General features: G+C 71.1%; 18 protein-coding genes. 10 read left to right on the forward strand and 8 right to left on the reverse strand.

Annotated elements, in window-relative coordinates:
- Positions 1-21: 21 nt before the first annotated feature.
- Positions 22-879: a trypsin-like serine peptidase gene (locus LIU39_RS18960; RefSeq protein WP_227047945.1), complete on the reverse strand. Its 858-nt coding sequence runs from the start codon at positions 877-879 to the stop codon at positions 22-24.
- A 40-nt stretch (positions 880-919) separates the two neighbouring features.
- Positions 920-2,257 carry an MATE family efflux transporter gene (locus tag LIU39_RS18965; RefSeq protein WP_227047946.1) on the reverse strand — a complete coding sequence of 446 codons (1,338 nt, stop codon included), beginning with the start codon at positions 2,255-2,257 and terminating at the stop codon, positions 920-922.
- A 464-nt stretch (positions 2,258-2,721) separates the two neighbouring features.
- On the opposite strand from LIU39_RS18965, the gene dnaB reads away from it, so the two are divergent.
- The 4 genes from dnaB to LIU39_RS18985 all read left to right on the forward strand — a co-directional run bounded on the left by dnaB (position 2,722) and on the right by LIU39_RS18985 (position 9,131).
- Positions 2,722-4,194, forward strand: coding sequence for a replicative DNA helicase (dnaB, locus tag LIU39_RS18970; protein ID WP_227047947.1), 1,473 nt, complete (start codon positions 2,722-2,724; stop codon positions 4,192-4,194).
- 716 nt (positions 4,195-4,910) lie between these two features.
- A complete protein-coding gene (locus tag LIU39_RS18975) occupies positions 4,911-6,509 on the forward strand; it encodes a serine hydrolase domain-containing protein (RefSeq protein ID WP_227047948.1) in 1,599 nt (532 codons plus the stop codon).
- Between the two features lie 125 nt (positions 6,510-6,634).
- Positions 6,635-7,771: a pyridoxal-phosphate-dependent aminotransferase family protein gene (locus LIU39_RS18980; RefSeq protein WP_227047949.1), complete on the forward strand. Its 1,137-nt coding sequence runs from the start codon at positions 6,635-6,637 to the stop codon at positions 7,769-7,771.
- Between the two features lie 679 nt (positions 7,772-8,450).
- Positions 8,451-9,131 (forward strand): TetR/AcrR family transcriptional regulator, encoded by a 681-nt coding sequence (locus tag LIU39_RS18985; protein WP_443742998.1) that lies wholly within the window; start codon positions 8,451-8,453, stop codon positions 9,129-9,131.
- Here LIU39_RS18985 and LIU39_RS18990 read toward each other — a convergent pair.
- Together LIU39_RS18990 and LIU39_RS18995 are read right to left on the reverse strand one after the other, a co-directional pair.
- Complete coding sequence (locus tag LIU39_RS18990; RefSeq protein ID WP_227047950.1) at positions 9,115-9,567, reverse strand: GNAT family N-acetyltransferase; 453 nt, start codon at positions 9,565-9,567, stop codon at positions 9,115-9,117. The two genes, LIU39_RS18985 and LIU39_RS18990, sit on opposite strands and share 17 nt — an antisense overlap.
- 149 nt (positions 9,568-9,716) lie before the next feature.
- Positions 9,717-10,241 carry a MarR family winged helix-turn-helix transcriptional regulator gene (locus tag LIU39_RS18995; protein WP_227047951.1) on the reverse strand — a complete coding sequence of 175 codons (525 nt, stop codon included), beginning with the start codon at positions 10,239-10,241 and terminating at the stop codon, positions 9,717-9,719.
- Positions 10,242-10,411: 170 nt separating this feature from the next.
- Between LIU39_RS18995 and LIU39_RS19000 the strand changes: the two genes are divergently transcribed.
- From LIU39_RS19000 to LIU39_RS19015, 4 genes are all read left to right on the forward strand, one after another.
- Positions 10,412-11,644: an MFS transporter gene (locus LIU39_RS19000; RefSeq protein ID WP_227047952.1), complete on the forward strand. Its 1,233-nt coding sequence runs from the start codon at positions 10,412-10,414 to the stop codon at positions 11,642-11,644.
- Positions 11,645-11,792: 148 nt separating this feature from the next.
- Complete coding sequence (locus LIU39_RS19005; RefSeq protein WP_227047953.1) at positions 11,793-12,428, forward strand: HAD family hydrolase; 636 nt, start codon at positions 11,793-11,795, stop codon at positions 12,426-12,428.
- A gap of 464 nt (positions 12,429-12,892) precedes the next feature.
- A complete protein-coding gene (locus tag LIU39_RS19010; RefSeq protein ID WP_227047954.1) occupies positions 12,893-14,614 on the forward strand; it encodes a globin domain-containing protein in 1,722 nt (573 codons plus the stop codon).
- A 49-nt stretch (positions 14,615-14,663) separates the two neighbouring features.
- A complete protein-coding gene (locus LIU39_RS19015) occupies positions 14,664-15,518 on the forward strand; it encodes a pyridoxamine 5'-phosphate oxidase family protein (RefSeq protein ID WP_227047955.1) in 855 nt (284 codons plus the stop codon).
- Between the two features lie 7 nt (positions 15,519-15,525).
- Here the strand turns inward: LIU39_RS19015 and LIU39_RS19020 are convergent, their stop codons facing one another.
- From LIU39_RS19020 to LIU39_RS19035, 4 genes are all read right to left on the reverse strand, one after another.
- Positions 15,526-16,005 carry an NUDIX domain-containing protein gene (locus tag LIU39_RS19020; protein WP_227047956.1) on the reverse strand — a complete coding sequence of 160 codons (480 nt, stop codon included), beginning with the start codon at positions 16,003-16,005 and terminating at the stop codon, positions 15,526-15,528.
- A gap of 144 nt (positions 16,006-16,149) precedes the next feature.
- A complete protein-coding gene (locus tag LIU39_RS19025) occupies positions 16,150-17,280 on the reverse strand; it encodes a cystathionine gamma-lyase (RefSeq protein ID WP_227047957.1) in 1,131 nt (376 codons plus the stop codon).
- Complete coding sequence (locus LIU39_RS19030) at positions 17,277-17,765, reverse strand: low molecular weight protein-tyrosine-phosphatase (RefSeq protein ID WP_264482985.1); 489 nt, start codon at positions 17,763-17,765, stop codon at positions 17,277-17,279. The genes LIU39_RS19025 and LIU39_RS19030 overlap by 4 nt, the downstream gene beginning before the upstream one ends.
- A 73-nt stretch (positions 17,766-17,838) precedes the next feature.
- Positions 17,839-18,219 carry a phage holin family protein gene (locus LIU39_RS19035; RefSeq protein ID WP_227047959.1) on the reverse strand — a complete coding sequence of 127 codons (381 nt, stop codon included), beginning with the start codon at positions 18,217-18,219 and terminating at the stop codon, positions 17,839-17,841.
- A 48-nt stretch (positions 18,220-18,267) separates the two neighbouring features.
- On the opposite strand from LIU39_RS19035, the gene LIU39_RS19040 reads away from it, so the two are divergent.
- Together LIU39_RS19040 and LIU39_RS19045 are read left to right on the forward strand one after the other, a co-directional pair.
- Positions 18,268-18,585, forward strand: a complete 318-nt coding sequence (locus LIU39_RS19040) for a cupin domain-containing protein (RefSeq protein ID WP_227047960.1) — start codon at positions 18,268-18,270, stop codon at positions 18,583-18,585.
- Between the two features lie 189 nt (positions 18,586-18,774).
- The gene (locus tag LIU39_RS19045) at positions 18,775-18,993 is read left to right on the forward strand and encodes a DUF5326 family protein (protein WP_227047964.1); all 219 of its coding nucleotides are present in this window, start codon (positions 18,775-18,777) and stop codon (positions 18,991-18,993) included.
- Positions 18,994-19,201 lie beyond the last annotated feature (208 nt).

The raw sequence follows: 19,201 nt of genomic DNA on the forward strand, positions 1-19,201 counted from the left end.
GGCGTCCGGGCCGGTGCGGGCTCAGTCCTCGTCCTGGGCCCGGCGGTAGAGATTGGCGATGTCGTCGTCGAAGTAGGCGGCGTAGGAGATGTCGTCCTCGTCGCCGCCGCCCTGATGGCCGCCCAGCACGCCGATGACCGTCCCGGTCTGGCTCCTGGGGTCGTAGTCGGCGAGCCAGGGACTGCCGCTCGTGCCACCGGCGAAGTCGGTGCAGTGGACGCGCATCTGTGTGTTGCTGAACTTCGTGGTGCGGTTCTGGCAGGAGATCGGGGTGCCGCGGCTGGACGGATAGCCGGTGATCTTGACTTCGTTGTCGAAGCCGCGGTCTATGCCGAGAGTGTTGCCGCCCAGGACGTCCTGGATCTGTTTGCCGTCCTTGCCGTCCAGGGTGAGGAAGGCGACGTCGAGGTCCGCGTCGTTCGACTTGGCCCAGCGGTCGTCGACGACGACCTTTTTGACCTTCCACAGGCCGGTCGGTTCGTCGCCGTCGCGGTAGTCCGGGGCGAAGACGAGGTCGTCGACGGGCTTGCCCGCCTCGCTGTCGAAGGCGCAGTGCGCTGCCGTGACCAGCATGTTCCGGCCGGGGCTCTGCACCACGCTCGCGGTGCAGAAGTGGGCGCCGGAGTCGTCCTTCTCGAAGACCGTGCCGATGCGGGCGTTCTCCTCGGTCCGGCGGGGCGTGTAGGCGCTGCCGTCGGATGCGGGCGCCGTCGCGGCGGGGTCCTGGTCCTGGGCCTCCCCCGGGCCGCCTGACTTGCCGAAGCCGTCACGTCCGGCGAGGACGGTGTGGCTCTCCTCCGAGGAGTAGCCCACGACGACACCGGCCCCGATGACGAGGAGCGTCAGGGGCAGCACGGATTTCCTGGCAAGGGGGCGCACGCCGTCATTATCGACAACGCTCCGGAATTCCGGAGGTGGTTCAACGCGAGGCCCCGGTCACAATCCACCGGCCTGAGCGGGCCCGCAGCCACAGCGTCAGCAGGCGCACGGCCATCATCAGGCCCATGGCCCACCACAGGGCCGTCAGCCCGCCGCCGAGCGCCGGGACGGCCAGCGCCACCGGCGCGAACAGGGCCAGCGTCACCAGCATCGCCCCCGCCAGGTAAGGTCCGTCGCCGGCGCCCATCAGCACGCCGTCGAGAATGAAGACGACGCCGGATACCGGCTGGGTGAGGGCTACGACCAGAAGAGTGGTGAACAGCGGTCCGCGCACGGTGGGGTCGGAGGTGAACAGCGGGATGAACAGCGGCCGGGCCAGGGCCACCAGAACGCCGAGCACGATGCCGGAGGCGATGCCCCACTGCACCATGCGGCGGCAGGCGGCCCTGGCGCCGTCCCGGTCGTCGGCGCCGAGGTAACGCCCGATGATCGCCTGACCTGCGATGGCGATGGCGTCGAGCGCGAAGGAGAGCAGGGACCAGAGGCTGAGCACGATCTGGTGCGCGGCGATCTCGGCGTCTCCGAGGCGGGCGGCGACGGCGGTGGCGATCATCAGCACCGCGCGCAGCGAGAGGGTCCGGACGAGGAGGGGGACGCCGGCCTGGGCACAGGCCCGGATTCCGGCCGCGTCGGGGCGGAGCGAGGCGCTGTGCCGGCGTGCGCCCCGGATCACCACGCCGAGGTAGACCGCCGCCATGCCGCACTGTGCGATGACCGTGCCCCAGGCGGAGCCGGCGATGCCGAGGCCGGCGCCGTAGACGAGGGCGACGTTGAGGACGACGTTGGCGGAGAATCCTCCGATGGCGACGTACAGCGGGGTCTTGGTGTCCTGGAGGCCGCGCAGCACTCCGGTCGCGGCCAGCACGACGAGCATCGCGGGGATGCCGAGTGCGCTGATGCGCAGGTAGGTGGCGGCGTACGGGGCGGCGGTGCCGGAGGCGCCGAAGAGTTCCACCAGCCACGGGGCGGTGGGCAGCACGGCGGCGATGACGGCGGCGCCGATGAGGAGGGCGAGCCAGATGCCGTCCATGCCCTGCCGGACGGCCGCGGTGAGGTCGCCGGCGCCGACCCTGCGGGCGACCGCGGCGGTGGTGGCGTAGGCGAGGAAGACGAAGACGGAGACGGCGGTGGTCAGCAGCGCGGCGGCGACGCCGAGGCCGGCCAGCTGGGGGGTGCCGAGGTGGCCGATGACGGCGCTGTCGGCCATGACGAACAGGGGTTCCGCGACGAGGGAGCCGAAGGCCGGCAGGGCGAGAGCGAGGATCTCGCGGTCGTGGCGGCGGTCGGTGCGCCGTGGCGTCGCGGGAGCCTGTGTCATGCGGTCAATCTAATCTTCCACAGGTAAGTGATGCAAGTGTCATGCAGTCCTTACTTTCCGCTGTGCGGAGTTCCCTTCTCCGTGCCGTTTGTGGCGATCATGAACAGGTTGCCGAAGTTTTTCTCCCCCACAGCCTATGGATGAGAAAGTCGCAGGTCAGGGTGGTGGTGGCAGCGTGATTGTGTGCTTGTCCACAGATGTTTCCCCCGGCCCGTGCACAGGTTCGGGGGACTTCTCCACAGCTGAAGGCCAGTCATCCACATGGCCTGTGGATAACCAGATTGGCGGACGGTGCGTGCGGGCCTACCGTGGTCCGGCGCCCGCCACCTGTTTCCGGCCCGGAAGTCATCCGAACTCGACGCACCATAACCGGAGTCGGGCGTCTCGATTGTCAGAGCTGTGCCGTAAGAAAGAAGGGCACAGTGAGGTCCGCGTCGCGGACGGGAGGAGGTGCCAGGGTGAGCATGGCCGAACCCGTGGAGGACCCCTGGGCGGACTCCGGTCCGAGCGACCGGCTGCCGGCCGGCCGCTTCCGTCGAGGTGACGGCAAGGGCCGTGGCCGAGGCGACCGCCAGGACCGTGAGGACGACGGCCAGGGTTCCTGGGGCGGCGGCTTCGAGCGGGTGCCCCCGCAGGATCTGGACGCCGAGCAGTCCGTGCTCGGCGGCATGCTGCTCTCCAAGGACGCCATCGCGGACGTCGTCGAGGTCCTCAAGGGCGAGGACTTCTACCGGCCGGCCCATGAACTCGTCTTCCAGGCGATTCTCGACCTGTACGCCAAGGGCGAGCCGGCCGACCCGATCACCATCGCGGCGGAGCTGACCAAGCGCGGGGAGATCGCCCGGGTCGGCGGCGCGTCGTATCTGCACACCCTCGTGCAGTCCGTGCCGACGGCCGCGAACGCCGAGTACTACGCGGAGATCGTCCACGAGCGCGCCGTGCTGCGCCGCCTGGTCGAGGCCGGCACCCGCATCACGCAGATGGGATACGCGGCGGACGGCGACGTCGACGAGATCGTCAACAGCGCCCAGGCGGAGATCTACGCCGTCACCGAGCAGCGCACCAGCGAGGACTACCTCCCGCTCGGCGACATCATGGAGGGCGCGCTCGACGAGATCGAGGCGATCGGCTCCCGCCAGGGCCAGATGACGGGTGTGCCCACCGGGTTCACCGACCTCGATTCCCTGACGAACGGCCTGCACCCGGGCCAGATGATCGTCATCGCGGCCCGTCCCGCCATGGGTAAGTCGACCCTCGCGCTGGACTTCGCGCGCGCCTGCTCGATCAAGAGCAACCTCCCGAGCGTGATCTTCTCCCTCGAAATGGGACGCAACGAGATCGCGATGCGCCTGCTGTCGGCAGAGGCCCGGGTGGCGCTGCACCACATGCGCTCCGGCAGCATGACGGACGAGGACTGGACGCGGCTGGCCCGCCGGATGCCGGATGTCTCCGCCGCGCCGCTCTACATCGACGATTCGCCGAACCTCTCGATGATGGAGATCCGTGCGAAGTGCCGTCGCCTGAAGCAGCGCAATGAACTGAAGCTGGTCGTCATCGACTACCTGCAGCTGATGCAGTCCGGCGGCTCCAAGCGCGCCGAAAGCCGCCAGCAGGAGGTTTCGGACATGTCCCGAAACCTCAAGCTGCTGGCCAAGGAACTCGAACTCCCCGTCATCGCGCTCTCGCAGCTGAACCGTGGCCCCGAACAGCGCACGGACAAGAAGCCGATGGTCTCCGACCTGCGTGAATCCGGCTCGATCGAGCAGGACGCCGACATGGTGATCCTGCTGCACCGCGAGGACGCGTACGAAAAGGAATCCCCCCGCGCGGGCGAGGCCGACCTGATCGTCGCCAAGCACCGAAACGGCCCGACGGCGACGATCACGGTGGCGTTCCAGGGCCACTATTCGCGGTTCGTGGATATGGCACAGACGTGATGCGGGAGCTGTAGGGGCTCAAGATCCGTGGCCCAGTCTCAGTTTCGGTGGCACGAGGGCAGCACATATGCCGTTGTCGTGAGACGTGCAGGTCGATGCCTCCACTCTTTTTGGTTGAGCGAGGGCGGGAGCGGGACCGTCGTCGTACGGCGCGCCTGGCACCTTGGCTGCGTGGGTGGTAGCCCGCGGAGTGGGGGCGCGCGGTGGGGGATTCCACAGCAACGGTCAGTCTTCGGGTGCCGATGTCGATCCGGCGGTTCTGGTGCCCGCGTTGGAGGCCGGAGTGGGGCCCGACGTGCTCCTGGAGATCGCCTCGGCGGGGCAGCACGTCGTGGTCCGTTCCGCAGATCAGGGGCAGTTTCAGCACGCTGGTGATGCCGTTGCGTGAGGGTGGCGGTGTCGCCTGCTCCGCTGTGGAGGGCTGAACCTCCTTGGTGTGGCCGGGCGTTGGGGCGTAAGAGGGGAAGGCCGGGGCCTGCCGGGTGTGGCTCCGGAGGTGCCGGAACGTGCTGACCGGGCTGTTCGCGCCGGCGCGACGGTCGGGTGCGGGGCGTCCCGCGGTCCCCTCTCCGTGTGATCGTCCCGTGATTGCCCGGACGTATCGGGCCTCATAGCGGTCGCAGGACGGGGGCACTGGCGTCGTTTCGGGCCTCGGGAGAGAGTGATCGGCGGCGGGCAGCGGCCCGTTGCTGAGTTGAACGCCGTCAAGGAGTGCCATGACCACCGCACCGTCCGCGGGGGCCGCCGAGCCCCGGCCCGAGTTCGTATCCGAGTCTGTGCCCGTGCCCGATTCCGTTCCCGGGCGGCAGCCGGGGCCGGGCAGCGCGGAATCCGGTGCGTCCGTCGGGGAGGTGTACCGGGTGGTGGAACGCGAGGGCGACTTCACCGGGCTGCTGCCCGAGACGCGGCGGGCGCTGCTGCGGCGGCTGGCGGTCGGGCAGGCCGACGGGCGGGCACCGGCGATGGCCGGGGCGGTCGTGCGCGACGGGCGGCAGGTGTGGGCGGGGGCCAGGTCGTCGGCCGTGGACGGGCGGTCGCATGAAGTCGGGGAGCCCGTTGGCGGCGCGGCGTCGCACGGTGCGGTGCAGTACCGGATCGGGTCGCTCACCAAGACCTTCGTGGCGGTGCTGGTCCTGCGGTTGCGGGACGAGGGACGGCTCCGCCTGGACGATGCGGTCGGCAGGCATCTGGACGGCACTCCGGTGCCGGACGCCACGATCGTGCAGCTGCTCGCGCACAGCTCCGGACTGGCGGCCGAACCGCGCGGGCCGTGGTGGGAGCGGACTGCGGGCACGCTGCGGCGGGAGCCTTCCGACCTGTTCGGGGAGCGGCCGCAGCGCCTTCCGGCAGGCCGTCGGCACCATTACTCGAACCTCGGCTACGCCCTGCTGGGCGCGCTCGTGGAACGGCTTCGGGACGGTCGGCCGTGGGACGAGGTGCTGCGGCGGGAAGTGCTGGAGCCGCTGGGCATGGACCGTACGACGCTTCTGCCGGTGCCGCCGCACACGCAGGGCTGGGCGGTGCATCCGTGGGCCGACGTGCTGCTTCCCGAACCGGCCCAGGACACCGGCCTCATGGGTCCTGCGGGACAGCTGTGGTCCACGAGGGACGACCTGTGCCGGTGGGCCGCGTTCCTGCTGCGTGGTGACGACCGTGTGCTGTCCGCGGCGGGTGTCGCCGAGATGCGGATGCCCGCCGTGCCGCCCGAGGGCGAGGACTGGGAAGGCGGTTACGGTCTGGGGCTGCAGCTCGTGCGGCGCGGCCCGCAGCCCGGCGCGGGACAGCGGGACGGCGGCCGCGTGCTGGCGGGGCACACCGGCTCGATGCCCGGTTTCCTCGCGTCCCTGTGGCTCGACCCCGAGGAGGACCTCGCCGGGATCGCCCTCGCCAACTGCACCTCGGGCCCTGAGATCGGTGGGATCGCGGCCGGCCTGTTGGAGATCGTGGCCGACCGCGAACCGCGGATCCCGGCTCCGTGGCAGCCGCTGCCCGGCCCGCCGGACGAAGCGCTGCTGGCGCTCACCGGGCCCTGGTACTGGGGCGCGAAGCCGTTCGCGCTGCGGCTGCGGGACGAACGTGCCCTGGATCTGACGCCGTTGGCCGGTTCGGGACGGGCCTCGCGGTTCCGCGCCGAGGCCGACGGCACCTGGACCGGCCTCGACGGCTACTACGCCGGGGAGACGCTGCGCGTGGCGCGGGCGGCGGACGGCACGGTCAGCCATCTCGACCTCGGCACGTTCGTCTTCACCCGGGGACCGTACGATCCGGCGGGACCGGTGCCCGGCGGGGTGGATCCGGCGGGCTGGCGGGTCTGAGCGCCGGGCCTCAACGGCCGCTGGCAGCCGGGGCCGTAGGACGGGGGCGGCAGGCGCGGACGTACAGTCGTGCCAGATATCAGGAGCCGCCCCACCGCGCGGCTCGTTACCGCTGGAAGGCCACTGTGACTGCCGTGACTGCGAATGCTGATGCCCCGGTCCTGCTCGATCTGCCGCCGCTCGACGCAGCCCACTTCGCACGGATCGAGGACAAGGTCGCCGCGCTGATGCGGACCCGCTGCGATGTGGTGGCGACCCAGGGCGAGGCGCTGCTGCCGCTTGAGGCGTGCATCCGCTCGGCGGTACGGCCCGGCAGCACGGCGCTCAACATCATCACCGGTCCGTACGGCGAGACCTTCGGCGGCTGGCTGCGGTCCTGCGGCGCGGAGGTCGTGACCCTCACCGCACCGTTCACCGGGGCCGTCGCCCCGCAGCAGGTGGCCGATGCGCTGCGGGAGCATCCGGCGATCGACTTCGTCAGCCTGGTGCATGCCGAGGCGGCGACCGGCAACACCAACCCGGTCGCCGAGATCGGCCGTGTGGTGCGGGAGCACGGCGCGCTGCTGATGCTGGACGCGGTCGCGTCGGTGGGCGCCGAGCCGCTGCTCACCGACGAGTGGGGAGTGGACCTGTGTGTGATCGGCGGGCAGAAGGCGCTGGCCGGCCCTGCGGGTGTTTCGGCGGTGTCGGTCAGCGCCCGCGCCTGGGAGCGCATCGCCGCCAATGAGCAGGCGCCGCGGCGCTCGTACCTCTCGCTGCTGGACTGGAAGCAGCGCTGGATCGACGGTGGCCGTACCGCGCTGCCGCACGCTCCGGCGCAGTTGGAGATGCTGGCTCTGGAGCAGGCGGTCGACCGTGTCGAGGCGGAAGGGCTGGACGCGGCCCTCACCCGTCATCGTGCGGCGGCCGCGGCGGTCCGCGCCGGTACGCGGGCGCTCGGCGGGCTCACTCCGTATGTGATCCGGGACGAGGACGCGGCTCCCGTGGCGACGACCCTGCGTGTGCCGGCCGGTCAGGATGCCGGCGATGTGGTGTCCGCGGCACTCGCCGTCGACGGTTCGGTTCCGGTGCTGGCCGCCGCGGGCGGGCCGGCCCAGGAAATGATCCGGGTGAATCACTACGGCCGCGCCGCGGACCGCGGTGTGGTGCTGGACTCGCTGGCGGCCCTCGCCGAGGCGATGCGGGCGCTGGGCGCGGAGACAGCCTCGGGCGCCGCGGCGGACGCGGCCGCCGCGGCGTGGGAGGAAACCATCGTCGGCTGAGAGCCGTCGACCCGGCGCTGACCGGACGCCGGACGCCGGACGCCGGCCGCCGGCCGCCGGCCGCAGGGCCAAAGGGGTGGGGCCGTGTTTCACGTGAAACACGGCCCCACCCCTTTGACATGCGCGAAATAGCCGTTCTCCTGCCGGTCGGGTCGGTCGGGTCCGTGAGTTCTTTCGGTCCGTCGGTTTCCCCCGGCCGTCGGTGCTCCGCCCCGTTTCGCCGTTCGCCGACTTCCCTGTGGGGTTCTACCGACTACTCAACTGCCCAACCATTCCCAGGAGTTGAGGCGGGAGGCGGCTGGGTAGATGGGGAGGGCGCGCGCGTTGGCTGCCTGGCCTGGCCGCGACGTTCCGGCGGCAGCGAAGGCGCTCCCGCCATCCGAGGCGTCCCGTCCCGTCGCCACTCCGCAGCCGCTCCCGCTCCCGCCGCGGCTCCCGCTCCCTCCCTCCCGACGCCCCAGCCGCAGCCACCGCCAGGCGTGTTTTGGATCCAGATCAGAAACGGAATGATCGGCCCGTTTAAAATCGGGTGCGATAGCTGGGTGTGTTCCTCGTTTTCGGGAGGTCGTGGGTGACGGAATGGACGGTGGGCGGGGGTGTGGCGACACCTCGTGCGGATGCCAGGCGCAATCGTGCGCTGGTGCTCCAGGCGGCCCGATCCGCCTTTGCCGAGCGGGGGTTGGCGGCTTCACTGGCGGAGATCGCGCGTCGCGCCGGGGTCGGAGCCGGGACCGTCCATCGTCATTTCCCGTCCAAGGAAGCCCTGTTCGAGGCCGCGGTAGAGGAACGGCTCGGGCTTTTTGCCGACGCGGCAAGGGACTTGGCCGATGTCGAGGATCCCGGCGAGGTGTTCTTCCGTTTCCTGGCCTCGGTGGTCCGGCTGGCCTCGGACAACAAGGCGCTGTGCGAGGCGCTCGCCACGGCGTCCGAGGGCGGGCCAGGGGCGCGGTCGGCGTCCGGGCGGGACTTCGGCGAGGCGCTGGACGTGCTGCTGGTACGGGCCCAAGAGGCGGGCGCCGTACGGAAGGACGTGGCGGGGGATGACGTGCGGGCGCTGCTGGCCGGGTGCGTGTCGATGGAGCGGTGGCGGCCGCGCGGGGCGGGTGCCGATGGTGCTCAGGGCCGGATGACGGCGCTGATGTGTGACGGGCTGCGGGCCGGCCGCGGTGTGACGAAACTGCCGGAAGAGGCCCGAGGGCGTAACGCAGCAGGGTGTGAGGTGTGCGGGCAGCCGGTCGGGGCGGCGCGCACCGGCCGGCCTGCGCGTTTCTGCGGTGGCGCCTGTCGGCAGAAGGCGTACCGCGCCCGGCGCGCGCGTCCTGGCGGCGGCACTCCTGGCGGCGTCAGAGCTGGAGCTTGAAGCCCAGGTGGGACGCCTCGAAGCCGAGCCGTTCGTAGAAGCGGTGGGCGTCGATGCGGGTCGCGTCCGAGGTGAGCTGGACGAGGTGGCAGCCGAGGGTGCGGGAGGTGGCGACGGCCCATTCGATGAGCTGGGTGCCCAGGCCGTTGCCCCGCTCGTCGGCGTGGATGCGGACGCCTTCGATGATCGAGCGGGTCGCGCCGCGGCGGGAGAGGCCGGGGACGACGGTGAGTTGGAGGGTGCCGACGACGCGGCCCTCGCGGACCGCGACGACCAGGTGCTGGTGCGGGTCGGCAGCCAGCACTTCGTAGGCGGCGCGGTACGGGGTCAGGTCGTCCGGGGACTCGCGGGTGGCGCCCAGCGGGTCGTCGGCCAGCAGCGCCACGATGTCGTGGAGGTCGGTCGCGGCGGCGCGGCGTATCTCGATATCGCTCATGGGCGGGACCTTATGCGGTGCGCGCGGGACGCGGTGCGGCTGGTGGGGGCGATGAGGCGGAGGCGGGCCGTAGCGGAGGGGGCCCGGATGCGGTCCGGCGGGCCTTTCTGCCCTCACTCATGCGGGCAGACGCGAGGGCGGGGACGCCGTTACGCGGACGGGGCGAGCGTCTCGACGGCCTTCACCAGGGGCGCCAGCTCAGGTCGCTTCGCCGCCTCCTGGAGCGCCTCACGCAGGGCGGTGTCGTGGGTGGGCCTGGCCTCGGCGAGCAGTGCGAGTCCGTCGGCCGTGACATTGGTGTAGATGCCGCGGCGGTCGTCGACGCAGAGGTAGCGCGAGAGGAGGCCGCGCTCTTCGAGCCGGGTGACCAGGCGGGTGGTGGCGCTCTGGCTGAGGACGACGGAGTCGGCGACCTGGTGCATCCGCAGGTGGCCGCCCGGCCCGTCGTGCTGCTCGCTGAGGACGTTGAGTACCGAGAACTCACGGACGCTGAGGTCGTGACCGGCCTGGAGGGCGCGCTCGATGTGCGACTCGATCCGGCCGTGCAGGGCGGAGAGCGCGCACCAGCCCTGGGCGAGCCCGCGCGAGGAGGCCGGCGGGCAGCTGGGTGCGCCGGCGGGTGTCGCCTGCGGGACCTGTGCTGCCTGTGGTGTCTCGTGCGTCTGCTGCGTCATCGAAGACCTCCTCGGGGGCGTACGCACCAGGATAGGTCACATATGAAATATACGGCGCTTGCAAGTAAGTGCGTCTGCAATTAATGTGGGCGCATGTAAGGGCGGTGCGTCATCGATGCCGCACGCCATTCGTCATGCCATCGATGACGCACCATCCGAAGGGATCCGTCATGCCTCTCGCACTCCTGGCTCTCGCCATCGGTGCCTTCGGGATCGGAACGACCGAGTTCGCGGTCATGGGCCTGCTGCCCGACATGGCGGCCGACTTCGGTGTCTCCATCCCGCTCGCCGGCTACGCGACCACCGTCTACGCCCTGGGTGTGGTCGTCGGCGCGCCGCTGATGACCGTCCTCGGCACGCGGTTCACGCGCAAGCAGATGCTCACGTTGCTGATGGGCCTGTTCGTGGTGGGCAACGTGCTCACCGCGCTGGCGCCGGCCTTCGGCGTGCTGCTGGCAGGCCGGATCGTGGCCGCCTTCGCGCACGGGGCGTTCTTCGGTATCGGGGCGCTGGTCGCGGCCGATCTGGTCGCCCCCGGCAAGCGGGCCACCGCGATCTCGCTGATGTTCAGCGGCCTGACCGTCGCCAATGTGGTGGGTGTGCCCGCCGGCACCATGGTCAGCCAGCAGTTCGGCTGGCGCACCACCTTCTTCGGCATCGCCGCGCTCGGCGTGATCGGCCTGCTGGGCATCGTCAAGCTGATACCGGCGCAGCGGGCCAAGGCGGCGGCCCGTATCGGCAGCGAGCTGGCGGTCTTCCGTAACCCGCAGGTCGGCCTCGCGATGCTGATGACGGTGCTCGGCTTCGGCGGTGTCTTCGCCGCCGTCACCTACCTCGCGTCGATGATGACCGAGGTCACCGGCTTCGCCCCGTCGTCCGTGATCTGGCTGACGGCCGTCTTCGGCGTCGGCATGGTCGCCGGGAACCTGATCTCAGGGCGCTTCACCGACCGGGCGATGATGCCGATGCTGTACGTGTCGCTGGCCGGCCTGGTGCTGGTGCTGGCCGCGTTCACCTTCACCGCGCACAACAAGGTGGCGGCCACCGTCTCCATCGCGCTGATCGGTGCCTTCGGGTTCGCGACCGTACCGCCGCTGCAGAAGCGGGTGATGGACCAGGCCGCGTCGGCTCCCACCCTCGCCTCCGCGGGCAACATCGCCGCTTTCAACTTCGGCAACGCGGTGGCCGCCTGGCTGGGCGGCCTGGTCATCTCGGCCGGTCTCGGCTACACCGCACCCAACTGGGTCGGCGCGGTGATGACCGTGTCGGCACTGGGTGTGGCCGTCCTCGCCTCCGCGCTGGAGCGGCGCGCGGCAGGCCGCGGCACGGTTGTGGACTCCGGTGGCAGCGGCACGTCCACGGGGGCGGCGGCCGAGGCCCCGGTTCCGGCGGCGCGGACCTGAACGGGCGGCGCACGGCCGGGGGCAGCACGAGGGATCACCGGCCGGCCGACGGACCACGGCGCCACGGACGAGGAGGACGGCCCGGCGGACGGTGCGGACTTCACGGACCCGGCGGCGGGCTTCAGCGGCACGCCCTAGGCTCCGGCCCATGGGAAAGCTGCATCTGTTCGATATGGACGGGACCTTGCTGCACGGCTCGGCCGCCGCCGTCGAGATCTCCCGGCAGCTCGGTCTCGACCGGGAGATCGCCGAGCTGGAGCGCGGTTTCGCGGCCGGTGAGCTGACGCCGCCGGAGTTTGCGCAGCGGGCCTGCGACCTGTGGGCGGCGGAGTTGACGGAGCCGCAGGTGGCCGCCGCGTTCGAGGGCGCGCCGTGGCTGGCCGGCATCCGCGAGGTGTGGGCCGATATCCGGGCGCGCGGGGAGCGCTGCGCGGTGATTTCGCTGTCGCCCGGCTTCTTCGTCGAACGGCTGCTGGGCTGGGGCGTCGATGTGGCGCGCGGTTCGCGCTGGCCCGCCGTGCCGATCCGGGAGAGGGTGCGGCCCGACGGCATTCTCTCCGCGGCCGCGAAGGTCGAGATCGCCGATGAACTCTGCGTCCGGTACGGCCTGACCAGGGCCGACTGCGTGGCGTACGGCGACTCCATGTCGGATGCCGCGCTCTTCGCCGCGGTCCCGGTTTCCGTGGCGGTGAATGCCGATCACCATGTCAGCGGGCTGGCCTCCGCCGCGTACGCGGGGCGTGATCTCCGCGAGGCGTACGAACTGGTGGTTACCAATGGGTAATTCACGGATTCCGCAGCGGATTCGCCTGCCGAATGGGCCGAATTGCCCCCTGTGGGAAGGGTCACTGCTATCGGATGTGCCGCGTGAAGAGCGGGCGAACGGGGCGCGGGCTGCCTCCGCATCAGGGACTTGTGGTTTCAACTACTGCCGGTATGGTCGAGTCGGTTCGGCGGGACGAGGGCTCGTGTGCCCGCGAGGCGCGGGCAAAGTGAGGCCCGTCCGGTGGCGAAGTGGCTTCCGGTATCCGGACTTTGTAGAGGTGTCCGTTGTGAGGAACCGGAGCGGCATGAGGCAGAGGCGGTTCCCGGTTGCATTATCGGGATGTGAGTTTTGTCCGCGTTGCCGGGCATTGCCGGAATGACTTGAGTCGTTGAAGAATTCCGGGGCAGGGTGGGGGAATTCAAGGCACGTTCCGGCCAGTGGAAGTGCGACGACAACGAAAGACGTTCGAGGCGAGGCAAACCATGGACGCTCCGACCACCGCGACGGCCGATAACGGCTCCTCCGGCGGCAGCAGTGGCGATTGGGGTTGGTTCACTCCGTCGAAGAAGTCCTCCGAAGAACTGCCGGAGAGATCGGACGGCGCAGCCGGCGGGGGCGACGACCGCGAGGGCGGCCGGCCCGCGACCCGGGAAGCCGTCCCGCGCGACGCGTACGGCGACGGCGGCCACGGCGCACCGGGCGCCCACGACGGCCCGGCAGACCGCAATGCGTACGAAGCCCCGCACTCCGGGCGCGTTCCGGAGCAGATACCCGCGCCCCAGCAGGAGCGGATACCCAGCCGGCCGGTGAACCCGATACGGCCTGTCGGCACCGCGGCCGCCCGCGAGGTCCCGCCGGCGCCCGCCCCCGAAGCGGCCCCCGCTCCGGCCCGCGCACCGTTCTCCGCCTTCGCGCAGCGCCCGGCTCCTGCGTCGCCTGTGCACCCTGCGGCCCCTGAGCCCGTGGCATCACCTGCGGCCCCCGCCGCCCCCACGGCCCCGGCAACTCCTGCCACCCGCATGGCCGCAAACGCCCCAACTGCCCCCGCGGCCCCTGCCGTCAAGGCATCCCCCGACGCGATCCTCATCCGCCGCACCATGGCCGAGATCGAGCCGGTGGCCGACAAGGTCACCTCGTACTTCTACGCGATGCTCTTCGTGCAGCACCCGGAGCTGCGGCCGCTGTTCCCCGCCGCGATGGACACCCAGCGCGACCGGCTGTTCAAGGCCCTGCTCACCGCGGCCCAGAACGTCGACGACGGCGAGCGGCTCACCACCTACCTCTCGCATCTCGGCCGCGGCCACCGCAAGTACGGCACCCAGCCCGAGCACTACCCGGCGGTCGGCGAATGCCTGCTCGGCGCGCTGTCGCGCTATGCGACGTCGAGTTGGGGCCCGGAGGCGGAGGCCGCGTGGGTCCGCGCGTACACCGCGATCTCGCAGATCATGATCGACGCGGCTGCCGAGAACGAAGCGGTCGCGCCCGCCTGGTGGCAGGCCGAAGTGGTCTCGCACGAGCTGCGGACGGCCGAGATCGCGGTGGTGACGGTCCGCCCCGACCAGCCGTACCCGTTCCTCGCCGGGCAGTACACCAGCCTGGAAACCCCCTGGTGGCCCCGGGTGTGGCGGCACTACTCCTTCGCCGCGGCGCCCCGTTCCGACGGGCTGCTCTCCTTCCACGTCAAGGCGGTTCCGGCCGGCTGGGTCTCCAACGCGCTGGTGCACCGCGCCCGCCCCGGCGACATCCTGCGCCTCGGCGGCCCCACCGGTTCGATGACCGTCGACCACAGCACCAGCAACGGACTGCTGTGCGTGGGCGGCGGCACCGGCATCGCCCCCATCAAGGCCCTGGTCGAGGACGTCGCCACGCACGGCGTCCGGCGCCCCGTCGAGGTCTTCTACGGCGCCCGCAGCGATCACGACCTCTACGACATCGACACCATGCTGGACCTGGAGCAGGCCCACCCGTGGCTCTCGGTCCGCCCGGTCGTCGCCAGCGGGCCGGCCGGCGGCCGCTCGAACGGCGTCAGCGGCGAACTCCCGGACGCCGTAAGACAGTACGGCCCGTGGGACGAGGTCGACGCCTACCTCTCGGGGCCGCCAGGACTGATCCGCAGCGGCGTCGACGCACTGGTAGGGGTCGGCATTCCGTCCGACCGGATACGGCACGACTCCATCGACGAGCTGGTCGCGGCGGGTGATTGAGGAATTGGCAGCACAGGGCGAAAACGGCTGGTCAGGAGAGGGACAGGACATGCGGCACGCGCGTCCGGGCAGCGACGGCGAGCACTTGGTCCAGCAACGTCTCGGCACCACCGAGCGCGCCGACCGGTTCTACTCGGAACAGGTCCTCGACCATCTCAACCACCGTATGCGGGAGTTCGTGGCCCGCCAGGAGATGCTCTTCCTGGCCACATCCGACCGGCACGGCGCGTGCGACTCCTCGTTCCGGGCCGGCCCGCCGGGCTTCGTCCAGGTGCTGGACGACCGGACGCTCGCCTACCCCGAGTACCGCGGCAACGGCGTGATGGCCTCGGTCGGCAACCTCGCGGAGAACCCGCAGCTGGGCATCCTGATGGTCGACTTCCTGCGCGACCGCATCGGCCTGCACGTCAACGGCCGGGCGCGGGTGGCACTGGACGCGGAGATACGGCAGCAGTACCCGTGGCTGCCGGCCGACCCGATCCCCGGGCGGCGCGCCCAGCTGTGGGTGACGGTCGAGGTCGAGGAGGCGTACATCCACTGCGCCAAGCACATTCCGCACCTCCAGAAGGTGCCGGCGCAGACGCGCAGCGCGCGGGCCTGGGGCACCGACGACAACCGGCGCAAGGGCGGCGACTTCTTCGGCGCGGCGGCCGACGCGGCCGGGCGGGCACCGTTCCGGCGCGCCGAGCACGCCGACGGCCCGCGGCCCGGCCAACTGCACGAGGACCGGGCGGCCGGCCGGCGCCGCGGCATTCCCGACGGGGTCGTCGAGGAGCTGAACGACGGCTTCCGGATGGAGGTCGAGCGGGTGCTGGCACGGGCGCGGCAGCGCAGCCCTGCGGACGACATCGGCTTCCGCGGCTGGTTCGCCGAGGGCGGCAGGCTGGGCGCCACCGACCGCTGAGGGGCCTTCAGCCCAGGTCGGGCGCGTGCATCGCCCGTACGCCCTCGATGTTGCCGTCCAGGTAGTGCCGCAGCGAGAGCGGCACGACCTCGACGGAGGCGATGCCGACGCGGGTGAACGGCACCCGCACGATCTCGTACTCGCCGCACGGCTCGTCGACCTCGGGGCCGTGCCGCCGGGAGAGATCCATCGCATCCAGCCGGCAGACGAAGAAGTGCTGCACTTTCACGCCGTCCACGCCGCCCGCGCTGAGGTGCTCGACGGTGTCGACGAAGACCGGGACGACGTCCGTCACCTTGGCGCCCAGCTCCTCGTCCAGCTCGCGGTGGAGGGCGTCGATGACGGTCGCGTCCCCGGGCTCCACACCGCCGCCGGGAGTGATCCAGTACGGAGCCCGGCCCGGCTTGGTGCGCTTGATCAGAACGAGGTCCGCGCCGTCGAGCAGAATCGCGCGGGCGGTGCGTTTCACGACTGGCCGTACCGTCATACGGGACAGATGCCGCAGCGACGGCCCGGCGAAACCCGCCACCACGACACCGCTTTCCGGAACGCCGGGCCTACCGGTAGCTTCCGTTCCGCCCGCGCGCCGGGACGCCGGCGGCCGCCCCTCCCGGCCGCCGCCCGCCCCGGTTCAGGCCCCTCGCCGCGCCGCGTCCAGAGCCTGCCGGACATCCGCGACCAGGTCGTCGGGGTCCTCGACACCCACCGAGAAGCGGATGAAGCCCTCCGGAACGGCGTCGCCGCCCCAGCGGGCGCGCCGCTCGGCCGTGGACCGTACGCCCCCGAAGCTGGTCGCGTCGTCGACCAGGGTCAGCGCCGCCAGGAACCGTTCGGCATGGGCCTTGTCGGGCAGCGTGAAGGACACCACGCAGCCGAAGCGGCCCGGACGCATCTGGGCCACGGCACGTGGGTGTGACGGGTCGGACGGCAGGCCCGGGTGGCGCAGCCCGGTGACGTCGTCGCGTTCGCGCAGCGCTTCGGCGAGCGCCAGCGCGCCCGCCGCCTGCTGCCGGACCCGCAGCGCGAGGGTGGCCAGCGAACGGTGCGCGAGCCAGCTCTCCATCGGCCCAGGAATGGCGCCGACCGTCTTGCGCCACAGCTGCACGGAATCGGCCAGGGCCGCGTCGCGGGTGCAGACGTATCCGAGCAGGACGTCGCCGTGGCCGGTGAGCGCCTTGGTTCCGCTGGCGACGGAGAAGTCGGCGCCCAGGTCGAGCGGGCGCTGGCCGAGCGGGGTGGCGAGGGTGTTGTCGACGGCCACCAGGGCGCCACGGTCGTGCGCGGCCGCGGCCAGCCGACGGATGTCGCAGACGTCCAGGCCGGGGTTGGAGGGGGTTTCCAGCCACAGCAGCCGGGCGCCGTCCAGGACGCCGAGTTGGGCATCGTGCGCGGTCGGCGCGGTGCGGACCTCGATGCCGTAGCTCTCCAGGCGGGTGCGGACGGCGGGCAGCAGCTGGTACCCGTCATTGGGGAGCACCGCCACGTCGCCCGCGCGCAGTTGGGAGAAGAGGACAGCGGTGATCGCGGCCATCCCGGAGGCGAACGCCACGGTGTGCGCGGGCTCGTCCGGCGACTCCAGCTCGCCGATGGCCGCCTCCAGGCGGGTCCACGTCGGGTTGGACACCCGGCCGTAGCTGTACGGTCCTTCGGCGTCGCCCGGGAGGTGGAAGTGTGCCGCGAAGACCGGCCCGGGGAGGGCCGGTTCGTAGGCCGCCGGCTCCGGAAGCCCGGCCCGTACGACGCGTGTGCCGTCGCCCGTCATGCGTCCTCCTTCTTCTGCGGTGGATGGTGCGGGACGTGCTTCTGGCTCGTGGCGGCCAGGGCGGCGCGTACCGCCTCCAGGAGGCCGTCGGCCGCCGCCTCGATCATCGCCAGGCATTCCTCGAAGCCGGCGTGTCCGCCGTAGTAGGGGTCGGGTACGTCGAGTTCCCGCCCCTGGCTCCCGGGATCCGTATACGAGCGCAGCAGGCGGACCTTGGCGGCGTCGTCAGGCCCGGGGGCGAGCCGGCGCAGTGTGCGCAGGTGCCCGCTGTCCAGCGCGATGACCAGGTCGAGCCCGGCGAACCAGGAGGCGGTGAACTGCCGTGCCCGGTGCGCGATGGGGTAGCCGGCCGACGCGAGGACGGAGACGGTACGCGGATCGGCGCCGTCCCCTTCGTGCCAGCCGTCGGTGCCCGCGCTGCTGATCTCGACCAGGCCGCCGAGCCCGGCGTCCGCAACGTGCGCGCGGAAGACGGACTCGGCCATCGGCGAGCGGCAGATGTTGCCGGTGCAGACGAAGCAGACGCGGAATACGGCGTTCACGGTGTCGGTGCTCCGGTCAGTCCTCGTCGGGCAGCAGGACGTGCATCGCCCAGGACACGACCGAGACGATCACGCCACCGAGTACCGCGGTCCAGAAGCCGTCCACATGGAAGGCGAGATCGAGGGTGCCGGCGAGCCATGAGGTCAGCAACAGCATCAGCGCGTTGATGACGAGCGTGATCAACCCGAGCGTGAGGATGAACAGCGGGAAGGACAGCAGTTTCACCACGGGTTTGACGACGAAGTTGACCACTCCGAAGATCAGCGCGACGAGAATCAACGTCAGTGCCTTGCGGCCGGTGTTGTGACCCGTCAGCGAGATGTCCGGTTCGAGCAGCCAGACGGCCACGGCAAGCGCCGCGGCGTTGGCGATCGTCTTGACCAGAAAATTCTTCATGGTGAGATCGTCGCAGACGAGTCCGAATCATTGAGGGGTGCGAACGGCATGAGGGCTTTCAGACTGGACGAGCTGGAAGCGGAGCGGGCCGCGAACGACGGCGCGTATCTGCAGTTCCTCCGGGAACGCAACATGTCGGTCGGGCTGTACGCACTCGACGCCGGCAGCGCCGATCCGCAACAGCCGCACGCCCAGGACGAGGTGTATCTCGTGGTCAGCGGCCGGGCGGCGATCACTGTTGGCGCGGAGACGCAGTCCGTGGCGCGCGGCAGCGTGGTGTACGTACCGGCCGGGGTGCCGCACAAGTTCCATCACATCAGCGAGGACCTGAGGGTCATGGTGGTCTTCTCTCCGCCCGAGAGCTGAGGGCCGCACCCCCGAACCCGTAGGGGACGGGTCAGGGGAGCGCCGGGGATGCGAAGCCCCCACAACAAGCCGCGGAACCCTAGCATCGTGGTGGTAGGGGAGCGGACCGCAGCCGACGGCACGGCAACCGCACAGGGCAATCGGCACGGCAATCGGCACGGCAACAGACAGAGAAAGCAGGGCAGAGCAGTGGCTGGTAAGGGGATACTCGCAGGGCTTCCGTGGTGGGTCACCTGGGTCGTGGTGCCCGTGATCCTGCTCGTCGTCTTCGGCGGCCTGATCGCCAGCGCGGTCGGCTTCCTGATCGGCCTGCTGTTCAAGATCCTTATAGCGGTGGCGCTGATCGCCGGAGTGATCTACCTGGTACGCAGGTTCAGCGGTTCCTCGTCGTCGAAGGGCGACTGGTAGACCGCACACCGACGACCGACCGACGCCGTCGTCCCCGCGCACCCGGTGCCCCGCTCCGCCCCTGGAACGGGGCACCGGCGCGTGAAGGGCGAGCTGCCGGGGCGGCGCCGGGGTGTGAGACGTCGATGCGGAGAGCACAGTGCGTGGGCGCGGCGCACGATGCGTCGCTGCGAGGCAGGTGTGGCGCGGAGCGCTGGGTGGCGGGACG

It is taken from the genome of Streptomyces pinistramenti, assembly GCF_020564935.1.
Lineage (GTDB): Bacteria > Actinomycetota > Actinomycetes > Streptomycetales > Streptomycetaceae > Streptomyces > Streptomyces pinistramenti.

Coding starts and splice junctions, on each gene's coding strand:
- LIU39_RS19000 (WP_227047952.1), top strand. CDS start 10,412: ATGCCTCTCGCACTCCTGGCTCTCGCCATCGGTGCCTTCGGGATCGGA.
- LIU39_RS19010 (WP_227047954.1), top strand. CDS start 12,893: ATGGACGCTCCGACCACCGCGACGGCCGATAACGGCTCCTCCGGCGGC.
- LIU39_RS19040 (WP_227047960.1), top strand. CDS start 18,268: ATGAGGGCTTTCAGACTGGACGAGCTGGAAGCGGAGCGGGCCGCGAAC.
- dnaB (WP_227047947.1), top strand. CDS start 2,722: ATGGCCGAACCCGTGGAGGACCCCTGGGCGGACTCCGGTCCGAGCGAC.
- LIU39_RS18975 (WP_227047948.1), top strand. CDS start 4,911: ATGACCACCGCACCGTCCGCGGGGGCCGCCGAGCCCCGGCCCGAGTTC.
- LIU39_RS19035 (WP_227047959.1), bottom strand. CDS start 18,219: ATGAAGAATTTTCTGGTCAAGACGATCGCCAACGCCGCGGCGCTTGCC.
- LIU39_RS19030 (WP_264482985.1), bottom strand. CDS start 17,765: ATGGCCGAGTCCGTCTTCCGCGCGCACGTTGCGGACGCCGGGCTCGGC.
- LIU39_RS18965 (WP_227047946.1), bottom strand. CDS start 2,257: ATGACACAGGCTCCCGCGACGCCACGGCGCACCGACCGCCGCCACGAC.
- LIU39_RS19005 (WP_227047953.1), top strand. CDS start 11,793: ATGGGAAAGCTGCATCTGTTCGATATGGACGGGACCTTGCTGCACGGC.
- LIU39_RS19020 (WP_227047956.1), bottom strand. CDS start 16,005: ATGACGGTACGGCCAGTCGTGAAACGCACCGCCCGCGCGATTCTGCTC.
- LIU39_RS18990 (WP_227047950.1), bottom strand. CDS start 9,567: ATGAGCGATATCGAGATACGCCGCGCCGCCGCGACCGACCTCCACGAC.
- LIU39_RS19025 (WP_227047957.1), bottom strand. CDS start 17,280: ATGACGGGCGACGGCACACGCGTCGTACGGGCCGGGCTTCCGGAGCCG.
- LIU39_RS18995 (WP_227047951.1), bottom strand. CDS start 10,241: ATGACGCAGCAGACGCACGAGACACCACAGGCAGCACAGGTCCCGCAG.
- LIU39_RS19015 (WP_227047955.1), top strand. CDS start 14,664: ATGCGGCACGCGCGTCCGGGCAGCGACGGCGAGCACTTGGTCCAGCAA.